Genomic DNA, 24,379 nt, shown 5'->3' on the forward strand with positions numbered 1-24,379 from the left:
TGTCACATCAACCTTTTTCAAATGAAAAATAAATACTACCAATTACTTATGGCAGGTTCGCTACTCTTCGGTGGCAGCCTGTATGCCCAGGAAAAACCGGGTAAATTTATTGATCGCGACAACATGAATTTGAGCGTGAAAGCGGGAGACGATTTCGTGGAATACTCGAATGGTCCCTGGGTTAGAAGGAATCCAATCCCTGCCAAAGAAACACGCTGGGGAGCTTTCAACCAATTGCGTGATTTCAATATCAATGCGATTAAAACAATCTTAGATGAGACTAAAGGAACGAAAGCTCCAGCAGGTTCTCCAGAAAGAAGAGTGGCTGATTTCTATGCAGCGGCTATGGACAGTTTGGCCATCGAAAAATTAGGCTACACTCCTATTCAAGCCGATTTACAACACATCGCAGGATTGCAATTCAAGTCACAAATCGTGACTGAAATCGCTCGCTTGCGCTCTTCAGGTATTGCTTCGCCTTTATTCGGATTCTATATCGGACAAGACCGCAAGAATGTGGAGAAAATGGTACCTCAATTAGGACAAGGCGGAACATCCCTTCCTGATCGTGACTATTATTTAAAAAATGATGCGCGTAGTTTGAAAATCCAAGAGGCATTCAAGAAATACGTAGCGACGTTATTCACTTTAACGGGAACTCCAGAGGCACAAGCAAAGGCAAATGCGGAGACGGTTTTCCAATTAGAGAAGAAATTAGCTGAGGCTCAAATGGCGCGTGTTGAGATGCGTGATCCTTATAAAACCTATAATAAGTTTGCGTTTGCAGAGTTCAACCAAAAGACTCCAGCGTTTAACTGGGCTTTGACTTTCCAAGATTTTGGAACAACGGCTCCTGATTCTATTTTAGTAGGTGCTCCTAAATTCTTCGAGGCAGCTAATAAAATGTTAATCGAGACGCCAGTAGAGACTTGGAAGACCTATTTAGCTTGGAATGTATTACGTAGCAGTGCAGGGTATTTGAGCTCGCCTTTCGTAAAAGCAAGTTTCGCTTATTCACAAGTATTATCAGGTCAAAAAGTACAAGCACCAAGATGGCAACGCATGTCTTCTATGACAGACGGAACTTTAGGCGAATTATTAGGTCAATTGTATGTAGCTAAATATTTCAAGCCAGAAGCGAAAGCGAGAATGGTAGAATTAGTAGCTAACCTTCGCAAAGCGTTTGCCGTACGCATCAACAAATTAGATTGGATGAGCGCGGAGACGAAAGAAAAGGCTTTGGCAAAATTAAATGCCTTCACGCCTAAAATCGGGTATCCTGATAAGTGGAAAAACTACGATGGCTTAGAAATCTCAGCTACAGAATACTATGGCAACATCCGCCGCGCTGGTGCCTGGGGCTTCCAAGAAAACTTAGCTCAATTAGGCAAGCCTGTAGACAGAAGCAAATGGGGAATGACTCCACCAACCGTGAACGCGTATTATAGCCCAGTAATGAACGAAATCGTATTCCCTGCGGGCATCTTGCAATTCCCTTTCTTCGCAGCTGATGCAGACGATGCGATCAACTACGGTGGAATCGGAGCCGTTATCGGTCACGAAATGTCACACGGATTCGACGATTCAGGTAGCCAATACGACAAAGATGGAACTTTACGCAACTGGTGGACAAAAGACGACTTAGCGAAATTCAAGGCTAGAACAGAACTTTTGGGCAAGCAATTTGATGCCTACACGGTTCAAGATACGATCCACGTGAATGGTAAGTTAACGATGGGCGAAAACATCGGTGACTTAGGTGGTTTGAACATGGCTTACGAGGCATTCAAAATGACGAAGCAAGGTAAGTCCTCTAAGAAAATCGACGGATTCACTCCAGATCAACGTTTCTTCTTAGCTTGGGCACAAGTTTGGAGAGGTTCATCTCTTCCAGAAACAGAGGCACAACAAGTATTAACAGATCCTCACTCACCTGGTCAATACCGTACAATCGGTGCTCCAGTGAACATGGATGCGTGGTACAAGGCATTTGATGTGAAACCGGGAGATAAGTTGTACAAGAAGCCGGAAGATCGGATTAAGATTTGGTAATCTCTAGAGTAGAGATAATAGAGTAGAGAGTAAAGAATAAAGAATAAAGAATAAAGAATAAAGAATAAAGAATAAAGTACAAAGCATAAAAATGCAGCGTATGTAGAAAAAAAGAGGCGACCCTGCGGGTCGCCTCTTTTTTGTTCTACACTTCCATTATTTCACGTATTTTTCTAACCATTGGAATTGCTCCCAAAGCAAGTGCAACACGTTTTCTTTTCCTCTATAGCTGTGTGCTTCATAAGGCAAGTAGACAAAACGCGTGGTTCCTCCGTTTCCTTTCAAAGCAGCATATAAACGCTCTGAGTTGATAGGGAAAGTACCTGTGTTGTCGTCCTGCTCGCCGTGTACTAATAAAATCGGTTCTTTGATTTTATCCGCATAGCTGAATGGACTCATCTCGTAGTATAATTGAGGAGCTTGCCAGTAGGTACGGTCCTCGTTTTGGAAACCAAAAGGAGTCAAGGTACGATTATAAGCCCCACTACGTGCGATTCCAGCTTTAAACAAATCCGTGTGTGCTAATAAATTCGCCGTCATAAAGGCACCATAACTGTGGCCACCCACGGCCATACGCTTGCGATCGCCCACACCCAGAGAAACCAAATAGTCAATCGCAGCCGAAGCATTTAAACGCAATTGATCGACAAAGTTGTCATTCGGCTTTTTCGAGGCATCCGTAGAAACGATTGGCATCTCCGCATTATCTAAAATCGCATAGCCTTGCGTCGCATAATAGATAGGCGAAGCCCAGCTTAAAGTAGTAAAGCGATCTTTACTTCCACGAATCTGAGCAGCATCGGCAGCGGAATTAAATTCACGTGGATAAGCCCAAATCAAGACTGGAAGCGGACCATCTTTTTCTTTATTATATCCTTTAGGTAAATATAAATCACCTGTTAAGTCTACGCCATCCGCACGCTTGTATTTGATTTTCTCTTTTGTGATCCCCACTAAATTAGGATATGGATTCTCAAATTGAGTCAATGCTTTATCCTGAGCCGGATTTAACAAGTTCTTGATGAAATAATTAGGCACCTCCGTCTGAGATTCCTTTCTGCTTAAAACCAACAGTTTATCGGCATCGATTACCTCTTCGACTTGCTCAAAATAACCCGGTTTCGCGCGCCAAATAATCTCATTCTTCTTCGTCGCTAAATCAAATTTCGAGATAAAAGGAAGATCACCCTGATCAGAAGAACCCACCGGATTATTCATCAAAATTTTTGTTCCTCCATCCGTTAATTGAATTACCTCGCGACCGAAGGCATTTTTCGTCATAACGGGACTGCCTGGATTTTTGTAGGCATCTGTTAAATTACGCTCATATAATAATTCGAGAGATCCATCCACTGACGAATAAGCACTCACTTTCGATGTCTGCTTACCACGTAAAACCTCCGTCACTAAAGCCAATTTTGCATTTCCCCAGGTAACTCCGGCAAAACGGGTTTTGGTCTTAAATAATTGCTTCGCTTCTTGCGTAAAAGGAGCGGATAATGAATACACCGCATCGTGGAATTCGACTTGCTTTTTGATAAATCCACTGTCTAAAGGCATCGCGTATACCAATGAAGCTGGCTCATCATCACGCCACTCGAAACCTCTAGGCACATTTTGTACGTTATCATTACCCGATGGAGCGCTCTCAGCAGAAGGTAATTTTGCCACCTCTTTCAGCAGTTTACCTGTTAAATCGAGTAGGCTAACAGTCGTTGGAAATCCATAGGCAGGCACCGCATACGAGAAAGGTTTCGCAATCGTGCGTGTCATAATATAGCGGCGGTCCGGAGATAATTGGAAAGCACTGTACAAGGCAGGCTCCCCTATTTTCTTGTTTACTCCGTTTTTATACAGCACTAATTGGGACTCCGCATAATAGGCAAACAAGCTCTCGTCATAGGGGGATTTAATTAAATCCTGGTAGGTTGGACGAGGTGCTGCTTTCCCCACATTCTGCTGAATCGTGGGTCCTTTAGGCGTAATAGGGCGCTTAGGAGCACCTGCCGCATCGTGCGTCGTCACCTTGTATAAAATGGTTTGGTCGTCCACCCAAGTGAAGGCATTTCCCACCACCTGATTCAGTGGGGCTGAATTCACGCGGGACGCTTTTTTAGTAGCGATATCGATTACATATAAATCGACACCATTCACCTCCGTTTGTGCAAAGGCAATTTTCGTTTCGGAAGGGTTCCAAGCAATAGCTCCAGCCGCTAAGTTTTTAGGCAATCCCGCAATTTCCATTTTTGCGCCCGTGCGAATCGATTGCAAAGTAATGCTGCTGATGGGACTTTGGCGAGAGGGTGAAAAGTTCAAGGGGTTCAAACGAAGACCCGCAATCTTCATCTCTGGCTGACCTAATTCCTCTACAGTTGGATAGGAATTACGGCCTAACAATAAAAGAATCTCCGCCTTCGAATCGATTCGAACTAGGGGCGTTGGTTTCGCTAAAAGTAAATCCGCAATGGCCTTAGGAGGCAATTGATAGGTATCGTCCTGGCCAAAGGAGGGAGAAAAAGACAAGACGCTAAGCGCCGCAATTAAGATTGATTTTTTCATAGTTGAGATTTAAACAAAAAAAGGTGGCCTATCGCTAAGCCACCTTTAATTTACAAAAATAATTATAACGGATTCTGTACAATCGCTGGATTTGCATTAATCTCACGACGTGGGATTAAGAACTCCCAACGTACATCACCTGGTGCTACATCAAATAACAAGGCAACAGATGCAATCGCATTCGTACCATTTCTATTTAAGGCTGCATTCGTACGCTTCAAGTCTAAGAAACGATGTCCTTCTCCCCAAAGCTCAATACGACGCTGTAATAAAATTTCATTAATCAAGGCTACACCTGTCTTAGTTGATTTTACATAACTAGCATCTCTGGTCTTTACTAAATCAAATAATACCTGAGAAGCACCAGCCGCATCATTTAAACGCGCTTTTGCCTCAGCCTCAATTAAGTACATCTCAGCTGCACGCATGTAAGGAACGTCTCCTTGTGCAGAAGTAGATGGCGTACCTGGCAATCTGAACTTCTGATTTAAGAACTTCGGACGAACACCCCCTGGAGGAACGATTGAGTTAGCCGTTGTCGGGTTTTCTACCCACATTTTAGATCTGATATCCGTTGTTGGAATCTGAGCATATAGCAAGTTGTTAATCACTTTAGGATACGTTCTAATAACCGTGGAGTTATAGTTACAAGAGATATACGAGTGGTAGGCACCAAAATATTCCGTTTGATCTTCTAAGTGATCAAAGCCCCACATCCACTCTGAATTCGTCAAATCTTGGAATCCATCTTGGTATTGTGTCTGAGTCATAGGTGCATAACCTGCACGCGCCTCAGCCGCAAACTTCGCCGCATTTGTCCAATCTTGTTGAACTAAAGCAACACGTGCTTGCAAACCTTTCACAACGCTCAAGTTAATGTGGGATTTATTTAAACGAGATGTCGTCAATAAAGTAGCCGCTTCAGCTAAATCCTTGTTAATCTGCGTATAAACTTCCTCTACCGTATTACGTGGCTTACCTTCTGTAGTAGGTTCTAATACCAAAGGCACACCTAATTGCGTGTTTGGCTTAGCCGTCGCATCGTAACGCTTTCCGTATAATTGCACTAAGTTGAAGTAACCAAAAGCACGAAGTGCTAAAGCTTCCCCTTTCAATGCATTACGATCAGCTGCAGGACCTACTGCCTTATCAATATTAGCAATTCCAATGTTTGCATTACCGATAATACGGTAGTACATTTCATACGGAAACTGAACCATCGTATTAACGTCAGAACGGTGAGCTGTCCAACGCGTTTCTCCCACGTGCCATGAAGCAGCTGTAGTTCCTAAGACCATATCCTCTCCCATGTGATCTAAGATGATCATCATCGCAGGATGACCAGAGTGACCTTGAGAACTTAAATAACGAACGATAAATGAACGGTAAATTCCGTTAATGGCAGCAGCTGCATTCTTTGTAGTAGAATAGGCTGAGCCCGCATCAATACTAGCGGTAGGCGTAGTATCTAAATAAGCTTCTTCGCAAGAAGTGAATAGTAATGCGAATACAAGCGAAAAGTAAACTAAATATTTCTTTTTCATGATTCTATATTATAAAGAGAATGATAGACCTAATACCAATGACTTAGCAGGGCTGTAGACGTTACTAGTTGTACCACCAAAGTTCTGCTGAACATTCATTCCGCTTCTACGTGATAACATCAAGAAGTTTTCACCACTGACATATACCTGTGCATTATCAATTTTTAGTCTGTTCAATACCGTTCTAGGTAAACGATACGATAAAGTGACAGTTCTAATATTCATAAAACTTCCATCAATTAACCAACGATCAGAAGCCGCATCGAAATCAGCTGTTCTTCCAGCATCCATACGAGGAACATTTGTAATATCGCCTGGATTCACCCAACGCTTCAAGATATCTACGTGTTTCGCATTGTGGTATCCTGCACCCATTAAACCAGCATACGCTGCATCATAGATTTTACCCCCTAATTGATACACCATTAATGCCGTTAATGAGAATCCTTTATAACGTAATGAAGTATTTACCGATCCTGTTAAATCAGGAATAGAAGTACCATTGTACCAATATCTTGCATTCGCAATATTATTCGTCAAGGTATCTCCATTAGCCGTAATTCTTGAGTTAGAAGCCACATAAGAAATAGCACGGTATTCAGCTACACCCGTTTCTGGGTTCACACCTTTGTACTCACGTAACCAATAATCGTAAAGTGAGCTTCCCTCTTTTAATTTCTTCGTACCATCGATGATCTCCTTGCTTTCTGCAGGCATCTTCGTGATCTTATTCTCTAAACGAGTCGCGTTTAAGTCTACATTCCAAGTAAAGTCTTTCGTTCTTACCAGGTCAGCACTTAACTGAAGTTCGATACCTCTGTTGTACATAGAACCGATGTTACGTGTCTCTGAACCAATACCTACTGATAATGGAAGAGGCACCGCAAAAATCAAGTTAGTCGACTGACGATCGAAATATTCCACCGTACCAGAGATTCTGTTTTTGAATAAACCGAATTCTAAAGCCACATCAAATGAGGTGTTCGTCTCCCACTCTAAGCTTTTTGAACCTAAAGATGATTGCAGAATACCTGGCTCTGTCGCATTATTCCAACCTAAAGCATACAATGGCTGCCAAGCATAGTTGCTGATACCACCATCGTTACCTGTTTGGCCCCATGAACTTCTCAATTTTAAGTTATCGATGAACGTTAACTCCTTAATGAAATCTTCTTGATCTAAACGCCAAGCAGCCGATGCTGAGTAGAATGTACCCCAACGCTTGTCTTGGTAGAACTTAGAAGAACCATCACGACGTGCAGAGAACGATACGAAATACTTCGAATCATAATCGTAGTTCAAACGAGAGAAGAAACCTTCCACACGACGAATGTCATACTGAGATGTCAAGTTCGTAGTAGTCGTAAAGTTGATTAACTCGTAGTTACCATCTAAGATTTGCTGTGAACGTGAACCATCTAAGCTATTGCTCACTAGGTTATAATTTTCATGACCTAAAAGGGCATCCACCGTATGCTTTCCAAAAGAATGGTTATACGTTAACAACTGCGATAAGTTGTAGTTTGTAATATTTTCAAATGAATTAGACGCACGACCTGCTGGCGCACCGTCACCGATTTCTGGGTTACCAAATACAATCGAATTCGCATTCGTAATATCCACACCCACGTTATTCGTGAATTTAAAATCCTTCAAGAAAGAAATCTCGCCATACGCACGACCACCCAATAGATTTCTGCGGAAGAAGTTTTCGTTTAATTCGGTTTCAGCAATCACGTGACGACCACCGTATTGAGGACGGTTAGATAGTCCTAAAGCGCTTAAATTACCATAGTCATAGCGACGTTTTCCATTTTCCAATGTCAGAAATGAACCAGGGCTTGCTGGATTATAGGCATATACCGGATAGATAGGTGCCATTCCACGTGTAAAGAAAAAAGGATTTACGAAAGAAGTACCCCCATCAGCGGTTGACTGATTCGAAGTCGTTACAGTCGTATTCATGTTTGCACCTACTTTGAACCAATTGTTCATCTGGCTGTTCACATTTAAACGAGCCGTAAAACGATCGTAATCTGATTTGATTTGGTAACCCTTATCATTTAGATAGGATACTGATAAGAAATAATCTGACTTACCATTCGAACCAGAGAAGTTCGCAGCTACTTCGTCACGGATACCCTGACGCATCACCGCTTTCTCCCAGTTTAAATCATCTGCATTGTAAATCAATTGAGCAGCCGAATTTAATTTACCATCTGTTCCTACTAATTGAGCGAAAGGTACGTTATATACGTTATATCCAGTTCCTACGATGGCACCTAATCCAGCCGATGCTGTTGTATTTGCAGTAGCAATAGCTACCGGGTTAGTCGCACGATAAGCTAAATTATTACGATTCGACTCCCACATTAATGGGTAATAATCCGCAGGACCTACGCGATCATATTCAGGAAGTGCACGTGTGTTAAATCCTTTTGTGTATTTAACATTAATCGAATTTTTACCTTTTGCACCTTTCTTCGTTGTCACCATTACCACACCATTTGCTGCACGAGCACCATAAAGTGCCGTAGAAGCAGCATCTTTCAATACGGTAATAGACTCAATATCATCATTATTTAAGTTCGCAATACTCGCAGAGTAAGGCACACCATCAACAACGTATAAAGGATCATTCGAAGAAGAGATCGAACCAAAACCACGTACACGAATAGCTGGAGCTGAACCTGGTTGACCAGACGTAGATGTCGTTGTCACACCCGGAGCAATACCTTCTAAGGCCTGTCCAATGTTCGTGATCGGTCTAACACCTAATTTTTCTGCAGTAACTTTCGCTGATGAACCGGTAAAAGAAGATTTCTTTGCGGTTCCAAAGGTCGTGATAACCACTTCATCTAAAGTTGAAGTTGCAGAAGCTAGCACCACGTTGATTTGGGTACGGTTACCTACACGAACCTCCTGAGGAGTATAGCCTACCGAACTTACAATAAGTACGGCATTAGGAGAAACCGTTAATTTAAATGAACCTTCAGCATCGGTATTCGTTCCTTTGCTGGTCCCTTTGATGGAAATGTTCACACCTGGCAATGATGCACCATCGTCACCCGTGACTTTTCCTGAGATGGATCTATCTTGTGCTTGTAGTGGAATCATCGCCACTAACCACAAGAAGATACTTACTAGTACTGTTTTTTTCATAATAGAATTATTTAGAATGAAGGATAATGATATGAACCCCAAACTTATCCAATTTGTTTAACATATGATAATAAAAAAATAATATCTATTCCATAACGAAACCTTATAAAAAGCCCCTCTTCGATTCAGGCATAACAAAAGAAGGGCGACCCTCGCGGGTCGCCCTTCTTAAATCCAATCTAAAAAAAGAATTAGTTTTTATCCCAGAATAACTTCGTAGTTACTACGTCTCCACCGATTGCCGCAGCAGCCGCTGTATACGAAGTACCATTTAAAGTTTGCTCTGTATTAGGATAAGTTAAACGAGTAGGGAATCCAGACTTCGCGTTTACTGGCGCAGTAATCACTGGATAATCTAAACGACGTAACTCAGTCCATGTCTCATATGAACGATTGTATAATGCAATCCACTTCTGAGTACCAATTTTTTGCTTCCAGTTACCTGCAGCAGTCGTATAAGCTACTTCTGGCTGAGCTAAATAAGCAGCCGCTTCAGCAGCAGTTCCACCCCAATAAAGGATAGATGCAGTGATTGCGTTGTTGTAGTGTTGCTCAGCAGTACCTGCTACATTGAATCCTCTTTCTTTTGCTTCAGCGCGTAAGAATTCAGTTTCAACGTAATCAGCTAAAACATAAGGAGCATCAGCAGCAATTACTTTCGCACCAGCGCGAGAAAAATCAACATAAGTATTTACTTTTCCTACAATACCACCCGCATAATTACCCGCGTTATTTGTAGAGAAGTAAGCCGTTTTACGTGGATCATTCCAACCTGCTAATTTATCCATTAAGTCTTTCGCTGCAATGTAATCTTGACGACCACCTAACACGATATCAACGTGTAATGGGTTTTGATTAGGAGATGCAGTTAAATAGGTGAATAAACCGTTATCTGAAGATGATGAAATAGCACCTGCATCAGACGCTTCAACAGCCGCTTTTGCAGCAGTTGCATTTTCGTCCGCTACAATCATACCTAACTTCATACGTAAGGTATTCGCAAATTTCACCCACTTCGCTACCGAACCTTTGTAAACTACATCTTCTCCTGAAGTAAATCCAGCTGCAGATGCATCTAATTTAGCAATATCCGCATTTAAACGCGTGATTAAATCAGCTGATACGGTTTTAGCATCATCGTACTTAGGGAATAATTTTTCAGCATTTAATGCCTCCGTGTAAGGAATATTACCAAAAGTATTTACCAAGATACCGAAAGTGTATACTTCCATGATATCTAAGATCGCTAATTTATTCGCTTTCTCCTTCGGAAGCAAAGTCGCATCCGCATTGATTAAACGAGATGATTCACGTAAATCAGCTAATACGTCACGGTACATTGCACTCCACCATGTATTTGGGATCGCACGTGTAGCGAAATCATATTGAGCCTCATCTTGGTAAACCGCCATAGCCCATTGGCTAGTCGTAAAACGGAACACGTTCGTGTTCACACTCGCAGTCGCTAAGTTTCCTGAAAGAGACTTAACTGCATTTGAAAACAAAGTAGGTGCTGGAATTGCAGCAGGCTTCTTCGTTTCAACATTTAAGGACGCTAAGTCCTCTGTACAAGCTGATGCAAGAAACAAAAGCGGTACAAAAACTAAAAATATTCTTTTCATCTGTTTAAAATTAAGGATGATTAAAACAATAATTTCACGTTAAATCCAATCGAACGTGTCGTAGGATACGCACCTGATTGATATCCCTGCACGTTACCAGCAGAAAGATTCTCTTCAGGATCAGAGTGAGGAAGGTTTTTGTGAATGATCCACAAATTACGTCCGTACAATGATAAATCCACTCCTTTAATTCCACCTAACTTCGCTACAAGCGCACGAGGTAAAGAATAAGTAATGTTTGCTTCACGTAATTTCACATAGCTCGCATCGTAAACGAAAGCGTGTTGTGGGTTAAATGCATAACCATAAGTACCATAATAGTTATCCACACGAATATCGTTAGGAGTTCCATCTGCTTTCACACCTGGCATAATCACACCACCACCATCAGCGATATCCGCACGAGATGGGTTACCCTTGTCATTCAATAAAGCTGATTCTTCTAATACACCCGTAGCAGCACCATAGTACTGATCTAAAGAGAATACAGAACCACCAGACTTTACATCGATCAAGAAGCTCATCGTGACATTCTTGTAACGGAATGAGTTATTGATACCACCAATCCAGTTAGGATTTACGTTTCCGATGTTATTGGTAGTTGTCGTCGTCACATCATAACGACCATTCGCTTTAACCAATTTCTCTCCATTTAATAATTTCCAAGTTTTACCCTTTAAGATACCATATGGTTCGCCAACAGTTGCGTTCAATGTAACACCACCTTGGAATGAAGCTAATTGTAAGTTTTGGCTTTCATTGTAAAGGCTTAATACCTTGTTACGGTTACGTGTAAAGTTGATATTTACATTCCATGAGAAATCTGGAGTCTTGATTGGTGTACCATAAAGACTTAATTCAACACCATTATTTTCAATATTACCAGCATTTACATAAGTCGAGTTATAACCTGTAGATGTTGTTACCGATGCAGGCATAATTTGATCTAATGTATTTGTGTGATAATAAGTAACGTCAAACCCTAAACGGTTTTGTAAGAAGGCCATTTCTAAACCAACCTCTTTAGAGATTGTTTGCTCTGGCTTCAAGTTCGGATTATTTTGAGTTCCAGGAACTGAGAATAAAATCGTAGAACCAAATGGAGATGGTTGATCATATACGTTAGAGATCGACCCCCAAGGTGCATCATTACCTACCGTCGCATAGTTAGCACGTAATTTACCTGAAGTTAACCAAGGTAAATCTTCAATGTGGTGTGAGAACAACCAAGAAGCTGAACCTGCATAGTACAAGTACGCATTATTAGCTACAGGTAACGTAGAAGACTTATCTTGACGAATCGTTCCATCTAACGTTAAGAAATCTTTGTAAGTCAAAGTAGCTCCACCAAATAAACCGAATACCTCACGTGGGTTATACGATTCAGACGGAGCAGCCACCGTACCCTTAGAGTTTGCAATTGAATATAAACCCGGAACGATCAAACCACCATTAGTAGCAGCAAAAATCGAACGGTTTAATGACTTACGTAAGTTCAAACCAGCTAATGCCTTTAAGTTTAAATCTTTTGTTAAGTTCTTATCAAAGTTCGCGATTAAATCATAGTTGATTTCCTCAAAGTGACGATCATAACGAGAATACTCAGCCACATCAGTAGAACCTACAGCGATGCGCTCCTCTTGGAATTCATCATAAGTATCCATTGTGATACGACCCATTACATTTAAGTAATCAGTTGCCTTGTAGTTTAACATCGCATTACCGAACATACGCGTACGTGTATCGTTCTCCTTATTTTGGTAACGAGTCCAATAGTAGTTATCTGTATAGATAGGCTTCAATCCAGCGGCTGTAGATGGATCAGACCAGTTCCAAGTTACGTTCTTGTTGTTACGGAAGTACGCTTCTTTTTGCTCAACGATATCTACGTTAGTTTGATACCATTGACGGAAGTTTTGGTTAACGTTCAATCCATCATAACCTGTACCATAACGACCTAAACCTTCTACAACTGAGAAGTTAGCCGCTGCTGATGCTGTTAATTTAGAAGAAATTGCATACGTACCTGAAAGGTTCATGATGTTCTTAGAAACCTTCGAGTTAGGTAAAGTTCCACGATCTTCGTTACGAGTAAATCCTAATTTGAACGTACCTTTATCTGTCGCTCCATCTAAAGAGATGTTTGTGTTGTTAGAAATAGCTGTCTCGTAGAATTTATCAGGCGTATTTGCCGCCGCAACCCACGGCTTTGCTTTTTGGTAGTTAGGACCAGCAGGATCAAAAGCATCCCAGTGGTATACCTTTAAGCTAGGGTCAAATTTTGTTCCATAAGAAGCATCTTCAGAAGTAGGAACTACTAAATCATCAGCTCCGTCGCCGTTAGCATCAAAATAGAAGAAACCATCTTTTTGGTATGGATCTGAATAACCAGCACCGTATTGGTTTTGGTATTTAGGGAAAGTTGAACGGTCGATTGTACCTACGGATAAACCAGAGTTGATCGTTAAACCTAAACCTTTCTTAGCTTTCTTAGACGTGATCATGATCACACCATTCGAAGCACGTGAACCGTAAAGAGCGGTTGCCGCAGCACCTTTCAATACCGTCATTGACTCGATATCATCTGGGTTAATATCCGCAGCTGCATTACCATAGTCATAACCACCACGACCTGTACGTTGGTTAGACGTGTTCGTTACCGAGTTATCCACAGGAACACCATCTACAACGAATAAAGCTTGGTTATTACCAGTCAAGGACTTAGAACCACGGATCACTACGTTAGTAGAACCACCGATCGCGTTACCTTGTGTGATTTGCACACCTGATACTTTACCTGAAAGTTGTGAGAATGCGTTACCTGAACGAACACGTGTTAACTCTTCTCCTTTAACTTGCTGAGCAGCATAAGGTAAGGAGTTCTTTGTACGTGTAAGACCCAAAGCCGTCACAACTACTTCATTTAACTCAGACGCATCTGAAGCTAAAACAACGTTGATAGCGTTTTGATTTCCTACAGAAACCGTTTGTGGCTTGTAACCCACAAAGCTAAAAGTGATTGCAGCGCCATCACCTACTGTGATTTTGTAAGTACCATCTGCTGCCGTGGTTGTACCACGAGATGAACCTTTTAGGCTGACACTAACTCCCGGAAGAGCCGCACCATCCTCTGAAGCCGTAACCTTACCGGTCACTTGCCTTGTTTGAGCCATTGATGTGCTAAATACAGCTAACACCAATACCCCAAGGAGTAATAGTTTTTTCATGTTGTTGAGTTTAATTAATGAAAAAATAATAGAATATGTTTGGCAAATTAGGAGTTTTCCGATATAAATACAAACTATTTAACAAAAAAAGAGGCACCATCTCAGGATAGTGCCTCTTTCAAACAGAATTAAATAATTCTTATTTTGGATTTTTAGTAGGTGCAGAACCTGCGCCAGCTGGATTATTAGCTAACTCATTATCTGGAACATCCCAATAATCTAAATAACCATACTTAATCGTTGCGTTAGTCGAGATAGATGAACCATCCTTCGAGATAACTACCGCACCTGTGCGACCGTTATCCAAAACTCCCCAACGACGTGCATCATAGAAAGATAAACCACGGAAAGCTAAAGCCACACGACGTTCTTTACGTAATTCTTCTTTTACTACTGCTGCGTTTGTAGATGTGATAGCTGCAAGACCTGCACCTTGGTAAGCACGAACTGCATTAATGCTTGCAGCAGCACCCGCTACATCCCCTTTCCATAACTTCGCTTCTGCTTTCATTAACTCGTTTTCTTCGTAAGAACCTAACAAGAAAATTTCAGCGCTACCAGCCGTACGATTCACATACGTGTAAACACCTGCTAAACCATTCCCTCCGTCTTTGATGGCGTAACGCGTATTAAACGCATTACCACGGTCTGAGTTTCCTACCCAAACAGAGAATAATTTAAAATTCTGAGCTAAACGCTGATCTCCTACGTTAAAGTCTTGAATTAAACGCTCAGAGATTTTATACGTATTACCAGAGGCGTTAGATCCCACTGCGCGTGCTGCTACATTATAGTTAGACGCAGAGAAAATATCACCATTTGCGTTTGTGTTACCTGCAAATACTGGATCAGAAGAACCTACACCTGCATTTGCTAATGCTAGAATAGCATCCCATTGAGCCGCAGTCATGGTAGCAGTTGGCGTATTCACCAAGATGTTACGCGCCTTCATCGTGTTCAAGTTCTTGATCCACTGAGCCGCTGTAGGGACTGCACCTTTATCGTTTTGGAAAAAATCCGGAATTAAAGCCGTTACGATAGACTCGAAATCAGCCGAAGAACCTGAAGCATTAATAGCGGTAGCAGCTTTATCAAAATTTGCTGAAGCTTCTGCAATAATTGCTTCCTTCGTCACATACACATTATTAGTAGCAGAAGGTGTATTCACAATTAAACCGGCATAGTATAAAGAACCAATACGAGAATAAGCTAAACCTTTCCACGTGTATGCCCATGCTTTAATCGCATTTTTCTTTGCTGTAGCATCACCAGAGAAGGTAGTTTTATCTACTGCATCTAAGATGGTGTTACACGCATTGTTCAATTGATACATCATCGCCCACTCGTGGAAACCTGGATTACCACCTTGCTGTGAGTTCGTGTTAACAGCACGCAATAAGGCTTTTTGAGTTGATGGACTGTTCGGATTAGGAACCTGAGTTCCATTATCTAACGTCACCATATCAGGAGCTGATAAATTATTCATGTAGGTGTTAGCCGCTTCAGCGCCTACTACGTCACCCATTAAATCATGAATACCTAAAATACCATTGTAGAAAGCACCTACAACACCATCGTAATATTTATTACCTGCAGAAGTAAATCCGTTTTTGTAAACAGAACCTTGCGCTAAGGCAATAATTCCAGCCTCAGACGAAGCCGTTGAAGGCGTAGGCTGGTTTGGATTTTGGATATCCAATTGATCCTTGCACGACATGACCGATCCAGCTAAAAGCAGAAAGGAAAGCGCGGTTATTTTTATATTTTTCATTTTTTTCAAATTTAAATGATACCTTTTTCTCAATTCTGAATTAGAAACCAATGTTCAACTGTACTTGGTATGAACGCAGGTTAGGCATTGTATTGTGATCGATACCACGATCCCAAGCAGAGTTATTTCCACCAGAAGCAATTTCTGGATCCATACCTGAATAGTTAGTTAAGGTATACAAGTTACGTCCTGAAGCCACTAATTGTAACTTGCGGAACCCTTTGATACCAAATGCTCTAACTAAATCCACTCCAACTGAGATATTTCTCAAACGGGCGAAAGAACCATCTTCATAGAAATAATTCTTCGTTCCATTAAATGAGCGAGCGGCATAAACACCGCGGTAGAATGCTGACCAAGCTCCAGTTTGTCCATCGATCGTGATGGGCTGCGCATAATCTGAGTGGATACCGTCACGGTACATCCAACCTTTTGTTTGGTTATAAATACCTGCGCCTTGCACTAAATCAACTTGCAAATTTAAGGTAATAATTCCTTTGTAAGCTAAATCGGTGATAAATGAAGCTGTAAAGTCAGGATTCGGATCTCCTAAAGCATAACGCTTTGGTGAAAAGAAAGGAGCTTTAGTCGTTTTGTTTACAACCCATCCGTTACTTGCTACTGTATAAAGACCTCTGTCAGCTTCTGGAATAGCTACTGTACCATCTGGTAATTTAGCATCTAAGCTATGAATACCATAGTAACCGTACAATTGACCGATTTTCTCTCCGGCCTTTAAGATATAACCTGTAGATCCTGCTGCAGAAGTAAGAACTACCTCAGCACCACCACGAACGGCTGTGATTTCAGAAGATTGCTTACCAAAGTTCATCGTAAAGTTCCAAGTCCAATCCGCATCCTTATATACCTGCGCATTTAAGCTAGCTTGAATACCATTCGATGCTAAAGAAAAGGCATTATCTTTTACTGTACCGATACCTGATGAAGGGATACCATCTACATTAAAGATCGCGTTGTCTGTCGAACGCTTCCAATACGTACCGGAGAAATTCACATTGTTTAACCAAGCTGAATTTTTTCCTAAGTTCAAACCGATATCCGTACCAATTTCTAATTCTTTAGAAATTTCTACGTTCAAGTTCGGGTTAGATTGCGTTAATGGGAAATAGAATGCATTTCCTGCACCGATAACACCTGTATTTAGTGTGATATAACGATCAAAAGGTCTTGGCTGAATACCCGCCTCACCATAGGCCGCACGGATTTTGAAGTCCTCTAAAGTCGTGCTAATCGCTGAGTTTTTGAAAATTCCTAACTCAGAAATGCGGAAGTATGCATCTCCACGAGGGAATGTTTGTGGTGTAGACGCAGCACCGAAGGCAGACGAATAATCCGTACGGAAACCACCAGAGAAACCTCCTAAAGTACCGTAATCAAAACGCTGATTCACTAAATAACCATAGGTAATAAATGGCTCACGGTAATCACGAGCTACATAAGTAGACGCTGCCTGAGACGTATTGTATGGTGTGTAGTTTGGCAAACCAATACCATAAGAGACATATGATGTATTCTCTCTATTACGGTAATCAAATGATAATTGCGTAGAAGTACGTAATGGAATGTTAATGCCAAAGTCTTGAATGAAATCTGTCTTAATAAAGGCAGATCCAATTAAGTTTTGGAATGAACTAGTCGACTCATAATTGTTGATCTCACCCGTTGCATCATTACCATTGTAATTATAGTACCAGTATTGCTGATCCATAATGTTTTTATTACCTGTTTGATTCAAGTATGTGTACTTTGTACGATCAGTTTGGTAATTCAAACCATACTTCGCATCTAAGGAGACAAACTTGTTGATCTCATAGTTTAAGTTCATGCTTTGGCTAATATCAATACGCTTACCATCAGTAGTCGTGTAGTAGTTTACGGCATTGGGATTGTATCCATTCACACCCACTGCATCACCGAAATAACCTGGGAAGTTTCCATCCGCATCCTTAAAGTCATAATCAACAAAAGGACGAGAGTTAAATACGGAGAAAATAATCGAACGGCCCGTTCCATCATTAATCGTATTTTTTGTGTGTACTAACTGCGTGATTGAACGCAATTTCAAACCTTTCGCTAATTCGAAACCTAAGTTAGCTGTTAAGTTCGTACGATTTAAACCACCTACATTTTTGAATGGACCCGCATTATCTGAATTAGATAAAGATAAACTAAAGTCACTCTTATCTGAACCACCAGAAATAGCTACCGAATTATTGTAGTTTGTCGTTGGAACAAAAAACATAGCAAAATGATCATAGTATTTCAAGTTACGATCATATGCCTTGTTAATGTTAGTTGTGGGATCTGTTGAAGCTAAGATAACATTCTCACCATAAGCACCGTAGACTGGATCTAATGCTAGTGGATTCCCTGAACCACCAATTACTTCATTATTCGCGTTTGTCTTAAATCCGTGCTTGTTCGCTTTACTTAAGTTACCTACGTTTAAAGGAGTTGAATTAATTACCGATGAATTGATATCAATAGTAACTTTTCCTGCTTTACCTTTTTTCGAGAATAATTGAATTACTCCGTTAGCTCCCTGCGCGCCATAGATTGTTGCAGCAGCAGCACCTTGAATAACCTCTACTTTCTCGATGATATTTAAATCGATCGAGTTAAGATCAGTAGCCCCTAATTCAACTCCGTCTAATAAGATCATCGGAGATGTTCCGCGGTTAATCGTGTTAATACCACGTAAAACGATGTTCACTGGCTGACCTGGCATACCGTTTGCAGAGGAAATCTGCGCACCTGCAATTTTACCAATCAATGCCTGATCTACAGAAGCGGATGGAACTGATGGCAAGTTCTTTGCAGTGATCGCCTGAACGTCAATCGCTGTGGAACGCTTGTCAATTGCCGTACCTGTACCTGTTACAACTACCTCTGATAGTTGACGAGAATCAGTTGACAATTTCACATCAATAACAGTTTGGTTACCTACTGCAATCGATTTTGAATTTAATCCTACAAAAGAATAAACTAATGTAGCTGAACTTGGTACAGATAATGAATAGTTACCATTCATATCTGACTGAGTTCCTTTACCTGTTCCTTTAATTTGAACAGTAACACCTGGAAGACCAGAACCGTCCTCGGCTGAGGTCACCTTTCCTGTCACCTTTTTATCTTGAGCGAAAATAGTCGCTACCGATAGCATGGTTAACAGAAAAGTCATGAGTAAGTTTTTTTTCATGAACATTTAGTTAGGGTTAAAAATTTGTTGATAAAAAAATCAATCGTGTGAAAATTAACAAAATGTTAATAAACAAACAAAAAAATCAAGATAAAAGACGAGGATTAGGACTGAAAAATGAGAATAATCAATATTTTATACCGAAAATGAGCCGTTTGAGCATATAATATTTTGATAAATCCTATAACTCAGAATTATAAGAATTTTGTATTTTTCTGATACAATAGCACAATTACAAGAATTGATTCAAAATCATAACGCCAGCTAGACCCGTTATCGACACGATAGTCTCCATCAAAGACCACGATCTTAAAGTTTCCTTCACCGTTAAATTAAAGTATTCTTTGAACAGCCAAAAGCCCGTATCGTTCACATGAGAGAACATTAAACTACCGGCACCAATGCTTAATACCATTAAGTTGGCATTTACTGATCCAGAAGCCACTAATGGATAAATCATACCTGCCGCAGTAAGCCCCGCAATGGTTGCTGAACCCAAACAAACGCGAATAATCGCCGCCATCATCCAACCCAATACCAAAGGATGAATGGGAAGTCCTCCTAAATAGTTCGCAATCTCCTTGCTAACCCCAGAAACCAATAAAATCTCTTTCAAGGTTCCTGCACCCGCTATGATAAGGAGAATCATCGCCACATCTTTCACTGCTTCGCCATAGACGTTCATCACCTCCTCGATTTTCTTCCCCATTCGTATCCCTAAGACATAGGTGGCTACTATGATGGCAATCAGCATCACCATCGCTGGATCAGCAATTAACTTCACTAATGGGTTGGTAGGCAATTGAACTTCCGCGATAGTCGTTCCTACTAATAGGAATACCGGGAATAAAGCGGCAACGAAACTAGCTGTTTTGCTCGGCAGGTTTGCTTCATCGATTTCGGCTGAGGCGAAGGCTTTGAGTGGTTTGATGGGAAGATGGGCCAAGGTTTTGGCAAAAATAGGACCCGCTAATATTATCGCCGGGATCGCTATGATAATGCCTAACATCAAAGTCTCCCCCATATTCGCGTGAAACTGCGCCACTAATGCCGCTGGAGAAGGATGCGGTGGCAAAAATCCGTGCGCCACAGATAAAGAAGCCATCATCGGAACCCCAGCCATCAAAGGTGGAATCTTGTATTGATGTACGAGGGAAAAAATCAAGGGAATCATCAAGACAAATCCCACATTATAAAACAAAGGAATTCCGATCACGAAACCTGTCAACATGAGGCCCCAGGTGATGTTTTTTAGACCAAATAGATCAATTAGAGTACCCGAAATCTGTTTAGCTGCACCAGAACTAGCCACTAATTTACCCAGCATCGCACCTAGCACAAGGATAACGACTAAGGAACCGAGGGTATCACCTAATCCTTTTTGGATGGATTTAGCAATATCTGGCAAAGGCAGACCAAGGCAAAAACCCGCAAAAAGGCTAACAAGTAAAAAGGCTATAAAAGAATTGACCTTCCAGTACGTGATTAACAGTACTAAAAGGCCAAGGCTTGCAATTACAATGAATAAAGTCATAGAGTGAATAGGTTATCACTCCCAATTTACTAGTTAGCTTTTAAAAATCGCCATAGGTTTCTTCTAAATATTTCTGCATGACTAGAATATCCTCTTTAGAAGTTAAATCAGGCACATTCTCTGCTAAAGGAATTGCAAAGAATCCTTTACCCTCCCCTTCGCCAAACATCACCACCGACGTAGGCAATTCCTTTTCGTTACGAACTGGATGGAAAGGTGTTTTCGCTAAATAAGGCAAGAATGTACTCGCCTCAAAAACGAAAACGTTCATACTCACGCCTAAACGACCTTGCTTCGCCATCAATTCATCTGCCTGCTCCTTCGTAGGCTTCTCAATAATCTCTAATAAATAGCCTTCTCCATCCGTACGAATCAAAGCAAAAGCCGAAATACGTTCAGCTGGATATAACAAACTGTCGCGGTGATACGAAATCAAAGCCTGAGGAACTTCGGATGCCCAAAGCGTTTTCAATGCATTCACCGAATACAAGTTATCTGAATTACACACGATCACGCGGCCTTTCTGCCAATCCGCATGTTGAGATAAAGCTTGGTACACCGCATCCGCCGTTCCTGCTGGTTTCTCGCGATCCGCAGCAATTTGCTGACGAGCAAACACGATTGTCATTCCCCAAGTAGCATCTTTCGCCATTAAAGACTCACAATACTCCTGAGAAACATTGTCTGTAGGGTGCAAAAGCAACATCACCTCTTCGATTCCCGCTAGGTGAGCATTGTATAATTGATAATCAATCAAGGTCTTGCCATTCTTTCCCACTTGGATCATCCCTTTCGTCACTGCATTCGCCTGGGCTACTAATTTAGGGTCTAGATCGCTGTTCTCCTCGGCTAAAGCTTTCTTCATACGAGAGGCCATACCACCCGCTAAAATCAATAATCTCTTCTTCATCTTATTTTAGTTGTTCCTTTATCTACTGTAATAATATAGGCCTTTCCACCCTCTTTTTCGATGGCTGCAACCACTTTTTCTGGATCCTTAGGCGCATAGGCAAACATACATCCGCCGCCACCTGATCCATTTATTTTAGCTCCCAAAGCTCCTGCCTCCAATGCCTTCTCTATCATTCGATCGATTTTTGGCGTAGAGATTCGCTTGTGTTCCCGCAAATTTACTTGATGTTCGTTTAATAAAGAACCTAATTTTTCATCTGACCAAGGGTTTTTTCCCTCAAACATGGCCTTTGCCTCTAAAAGCAAATCTCGATCACCAATATTAGATTGCAAAAGCACCCACTCATCCTCGGTTAATAGTTCTCTATACTTTTCTGAACTAGTTTCCGTTGCTAAATTAAATTCTGGATATTTTGCTTGAATCTTTTTCATCCCTCCCAGCATCCCAAACTTCACATGACTCAAGATCCCCAAGGTATCTTTCGGCTCCATGGAATCCCCTAACACAAAGGTTCCCAATTCTCTAGCATAGGTTTCAATGTGAATTTCAGGTACACTGGCTAAGTAAATCACATTTCCCACCGCCGTTGAATATTGATCCATCATTCCGCCTGGCTCGGAAAATTCTAAAACCTCCGCTTCGTACGTGATCTCACCGACTTGTTTTTGGGAATAGCCTAAATTGTAGATTTCATTCAAAAAATTCACCCAAGAAACGAGTAAGGCAGAGGAACTGGAGGTGCCAGAATTGATGGGAATATTTCCGCTAACGCTTAGTTCTAACCCTCTTTCAAGTCGATGACCCTTCCGGTGCAATACATTCAGTACACTCTTAAAATAATCGCGTTCTTTCGTGTAGGCCAGTGGATAGTGTAGTTCAAAAGACTCTTCCATTCCTACATCAGGTAATGCAAAGTGAATGGTTTTTGTGTCATTAAAATCCCCCTCTATCTGAATTCTCTTAGATATCGCCGCTGCAATCACCGGTAAACCTAGATAATCTTGATGTTCACCAAAAAGACAGATGCGACCCGGTGTAGATACGATCATTCTAGGCAGGGTTTTTCGTTAAATAATCTAATTTGTAGGCCCACGTCGCAGCGATATTTTCCGCCTTCGTTATCGCCTCTTCTGTCTTCGGTCCTTCAAACAAATCCCGCAGCGTTTCTCTAAACATCGAAAGCCATCTTTCGAAGTGCGCAGGGGTTATTGGATGAATTTGGTTAATCTGCAAGTGAGGTCTCATGGGCGCCCCTTTGTAGGCCGTCTCTTGAAAGAGCAACATCTCCCAAAAATCATACATTTTAGGGAGATGTGTCGAAAAATCTACGTGCATCACTTCCATAAATACCTTACCAACCATATCATCGGAGGGCATTTTAGCATAAAATGCATCTACAAATGTTTTAATATCAGCCTTAGAAGTGATGTCATTTTTCATTAGTGTGTTTTCACTTTTTTTAGCAAATATTGCGCCACTTTATCGCCTTGAATCACCCCTTGATCGAGCGCGGGACGGAAGTGAATTCCCCCATACAAACGACTTACAGAAGCCTCATCTGAGGCTTGCTTAAAGGACGTAAATTTACGCGGAGGTAAGCCGTAGGGGATTTCCGTCGAGTCATTAAAGGCCACATTATCCCCATACAATTTCGTCAATACCGTAGCCGCCGCACTTGAAATAGTACTATGTCCAGAGGTGTATTCCGGGAATGGAGGCGTCTGTAAAATCGGTATCCATTTTTTATCAATACTGTTGTTAATGACCGTCTCTGGACGAATTCTTACCGAACGGTATTTCTCATCCCAGCACGAAATAAATCCATCGAAAATGGACATCGATGTCAGCACAAATGCTTCAGCTACTTGCACGTGCGACTTCTTTAATTGACGAGAAACCTGTCCAACAATGCCCATCCAGTGGCCTCCTGGCGACATTTTCTTCGTTGCAAACATCGCATGTCCTGTGATATTCATTTTAAAGGGATTACAATCCCAGAAATTCGCAATATCCCGCTGTTCATTGGTTAAATTCTTCACGGTATTATACGATTCCATCACCTCTTTGTAATAAGGAGTACCTGGTGTTAAATCAAATTTAGCTGGAATAGGCGCCTGAAATTGAGCCGATGAATCTAGACCTACAGGGCGAATCTTTGTCCAAAAAGGCTCCACCGCATCCATGTAGGCCGGTGGTGTAGGCGTCCAAGTTCCTGGTTCGTTTGTTACCGTAAAACGGAAACCACGGGTCTGCTTGTAATTATCTTTTGTTGAATATTTAAAAACGGATTCCGCGATCGAATCCCCTAAAGCGATGGAACGCTCATAAACATCATCCGGAATACCGGTCGCTTTGTAATCTTCTTCTAATTTTTTATCAAACTCCTCATATAATTCTTGTGCAAAAGTCAACTTCTTACCCACCGTTAGGAAGGCACGTGTAGAAGCTAATGGATAACAATATTCCTTGCCTTTTTCCGGCTGAGCGACTTTTTCAAAACCATTAATTTGCCCTACTAAAGACTTATAGCCCTTTTCTCCATGAATCGCTGCTTCATAGCCTGCAATACTAGCATACATGTAAATACGAGAGGAAACGGGAGGTGCGAAAATGTCATGAATGATACTTTCCGTCAACATGACTTCGGCACGAATCAGAAATTCCGGATTAGCAGCCGCTTTTTGGTAGTCTTTGTTCGAAGTGGAACATGATGCTGCGAACAAAACGGCGAAAAGAAGAATAATTTTTTTCATGTAGGGCTTGATTAACCACACA

The 24,379-nt window shown here is 41.3% G+C and carries 13 protein-coding genes; 1 reads left to right on the top strand and 12 read right to left on the bottom strand.

The window, feature by feature from the left end; genetic code table 11:
- The first annotated feature begins 21 nt into the window (after positions 1 to 21).
- Positions 22 to 2,052, top strand: coding sequence for a M13 family metallopeptidase (locus V7S74_RS03980; RefSeq protein WP_406777468.1), 2,031 nt, complete (start codon positions 22 to 24; stop codon positions 2,050 to 2,052).
- 156 nt (positions 2,053 to 2,208) lie between these two features.
- Here the strand turns inward: V7S74_RS03980 and V7S74_RS03985 are convergent, their stop codons facing one another.
- The 12 genes from V7S74_RS03985 to V7S74_RS04040 all read right to left on the bottom strand — a co-directional run bounded on the left by V7S74_RS03985 (position 2,209) and on the right by V7S74_RS04040 (position 24,357).
- Positions 2,209 to 4,611: an alpha/beta hydrolase family protein gene (locus V7S74_RS03985; RefSeq protein ID WP_406777469.1), complete on the bottom strand. Its 2,403-nt coding sequence runs from the start codon at positions 4,609 to 4,611 to the stop codon at positions 2,209 to 2,211.
- A 62-nt stretch (positions 4,612 to 4,673) separates the two neighbouring features.
- Positions 4,674 to 6,155, bottom strand: a complete 1,482-nt coding sequence (locus tag V7S74_RS03990) for a RagB/SusD family nutrient uptake outer membrane protein (RefSeq protein WP_406777470.1) — start codon at positions 6,153 to 6,155, stop codon at positions 4,674 to 4,676.
- 9 nt (positions 6,156 to 6,164) lie between these two features.
- Complete coding sequence (locus V7S74_RS03995; RefSeq protein WP_406777471.1) at positions 6,165 to 9,317, bottom strand: SusC/RagA family TonB-linked outer membrane protein; 3,153 nt, start codon at positions 9,315 to 9,317, stop codon at positions 6,165 to 6,167.
- A gap of 191 nt (positions 9,318 to 9,508) precedes the next feature.
- Positions 9,509 to 10,939, bottom strand: a complete 1,431-nt coding sequence (locus V7S74_RS04000; protein ID WP_406777472.1) for a SusD/RagB family nutrient-binding outer membrane lipoprotein — start codon at positions 10,937 to 10,939, stop codon at positions 9,509 to 9,511.
- Between the two features lie 20 nt (positions 10,940 to 10,959).
- Positions 10,960 to 14,166, bottom strand: a complete 3,207-nt coding sequence (locus V7S74_RS04005) for a SusC/RagA family TonB-linked outer membrane protein (RefSeq protein ID WP_406777473.1) — start codon at positions 14,164 to 14,166, stop codon at positions 10,960 to 10,962.
- A 139-nt stretch (positions 14,167 to 14,305) separates the two neighbouring features.
- The gene (locus V7S74_RS04010; RefSeq protein WP_406777474.1) at positions 14,306 to 15,937 is read right to left on the bottom strand and encodes a RagB/SusD family nutrient uptake outer membrane protein; all 1,632 of its coding nucleotides are present in this window, start codon (positions 15,935 to 15,937) and stop codon (positions 14,306 to 14,308) included.
- Between the two features lie 40 nt (positions 15,938 to 15,977).
- Positions 15,978 to 19,157: a SusC/RagA family TonB-linked outer membrane protein gene (locus V7S74_RS04015; protein ID WP_406777475.1), complete on the bottom strand. Its 3,180-nt coding sequence runs from the start codon at positions 19,155 to 19,157 to the stop codon at positions 15,978 to 15,980.
- Between the two features lie 232 nt (positions 19,158 to 19,389).
- Entirely contained in the window at positions 19,390 to 20,691 is a 1,302-nt protein-coding gene (locus tag V7S74_RS04020; protein WP_406777476.1) for a gluconate:H+ symporter, read from the bottom strand.
- Between the two features lie 40 nt (positions 20,692 to 20,731).
- Positions 20,732 to 21,601, bottom strand: a complete 870-nt coding sequence (locus V7S74_RS04025; RefSeq protein ID WP_406777477.1) for a sugar phosphate nucleotidyltransferase — start codon at positions 21,599 to 21,601, stop codon at positions 20,732 to 20,734.
- Entirely contained in the window at positions 21,598 to 22,653 is a 1,056-nt protein-coding gene (locus tag V7S74_RS04030; RefSeq protein ID WP_406777478.1) for a mevalonate kinase family protein, read from the bottom strand. Before V7S74_RS04030 ends, V7S74_RS04025 begins: the two co-directional genes overlap by 4 nt.
- Before the next feature lies 1 nt (position 22,654).
- Positions 22,655 to 23,044: a group III truncated hemoglobin gene (locus tag V7S74_RS04035; RefSeq protein WP_406777479.1), complete on the bottom strand. Its 390-nt coding sequence runs from the start codon at positions 23,042 to 23,044 to the stop codon at positions 22,655 to 22,657.
- On the bottom strand, positions 23,044 to 24,357 hold the full coding sequence (locus tag V7S74_RS04040; protein ID WP_406777480.1) for a vanadium-dependent haloperoxidase: 1,314 nt from the start codon (positions 24,355 to 24,357) through the stop codon (positions 23,044 to 23,046). Before V7S74_RS04040 ends, V7S74_RS04035 begins: the two co-directional genes overlap by 1 nt.
- Between the last annotated feature and the right edge of the window lie 22 nt (positions 24,358 to 24,379).

Source organism: Aquirufa novilacunae (assembly GCF_045310505.1).
GTDB lineage: Bacteria > Bacteroidota > Bacteroidia > Cytophagales > Spirosomataceae > Aquirufa > Aquirufa novilacunae.

Coding starts and splice junctions, on each gene's coding strand:
- V7S74_RS03980 (WP_406777468.1), top strand. CDS start 22: ATGAAAAATAAATACTACCAATTACTTATGGCAGGTTCGCTACTCTTC.
- V7S74_RS04010 (WP_406777474.1), bottom strand. CDS start 15,937: ATGAAAAATATAAAAATAACCGCGCTTTCCTTTCTGCTTTTAGCTGGA.
- V7S74_RS04015 (WP_406777475.1), bottom strand. CDS start 19,157: ATGAAAAAAAACTTACTCATGACTTTTCTGTTAACCATGCTATCGGTA.
- V7S74_RS04000 (WP_406777472.1), bottom strand. CDS start 10,939: ATGAAAAGAATATTTTTAGTTTTTGTACCGCTTTTGTTTCTTGCATCA.
- V7S74_RS04020 (WP_406777476.1), bottom strand. CDS start 20,691: ATGACTTTATTCATTGTAATTGCAAGCCTTGGCCTTTTAGTACTGTTA.
- V7S74_RS04030 (WP_406777478.1), bottom strand. CDS start 22,653: ATGATCGTATCTACACCGGGTCGCATCTGTCTTTTTGGTGAACATCAA.
- V7S74_RS04040 (WP_406777480.1), bottom strand. CDS start 24,357: ATGAAAAAAATTATTCTTCTTTTCGCCGTTTTGTTCGCAGCATCATGT.
- V7S74_RS04035 (WP_406777479.1), bottom strand. CDS start 23,044: ATGAAAAATGACATCACTTCTAAGGCTGATATTAAAACATTTGTAGAT.
- V7S74_RS04005 (WP_406777473.1), bottom strand. CDS start 14,166: ATGAAAAAACTATTACTCCTTGGGGTATTGGTGTTAGCTGTATTTAGC.
- V7S74_RS03995 (WP_406777471.1), bottom strand. CDS start 9,317: ATGAAAAAAACAGTACTAGTAAGTATCTTCTTGTGGTTAGTGGCGATG.
- V7S74_RS03990 (WP_406777470.1), bottom strand. CDS start 6,155: ATGAAAAAGAAATATTTAGTTTACTTTTCGCTTGTATTCGCATTACTA.
- V7S74_RS03985 (WP_406777469.1), bottom strand. CDS start 4,611: ATGAAAAAATCAATCTTAATTGCGGCGCTTAGCGTCTTGTCTTTTTCT.
- V7S74_RS04025 (WP_406777477.1), bottom strand. CDS start 21,601: ATGAAGAAGAGATTATTGATTTTAGCGGGTGGTATGGCCTCTCGTATG.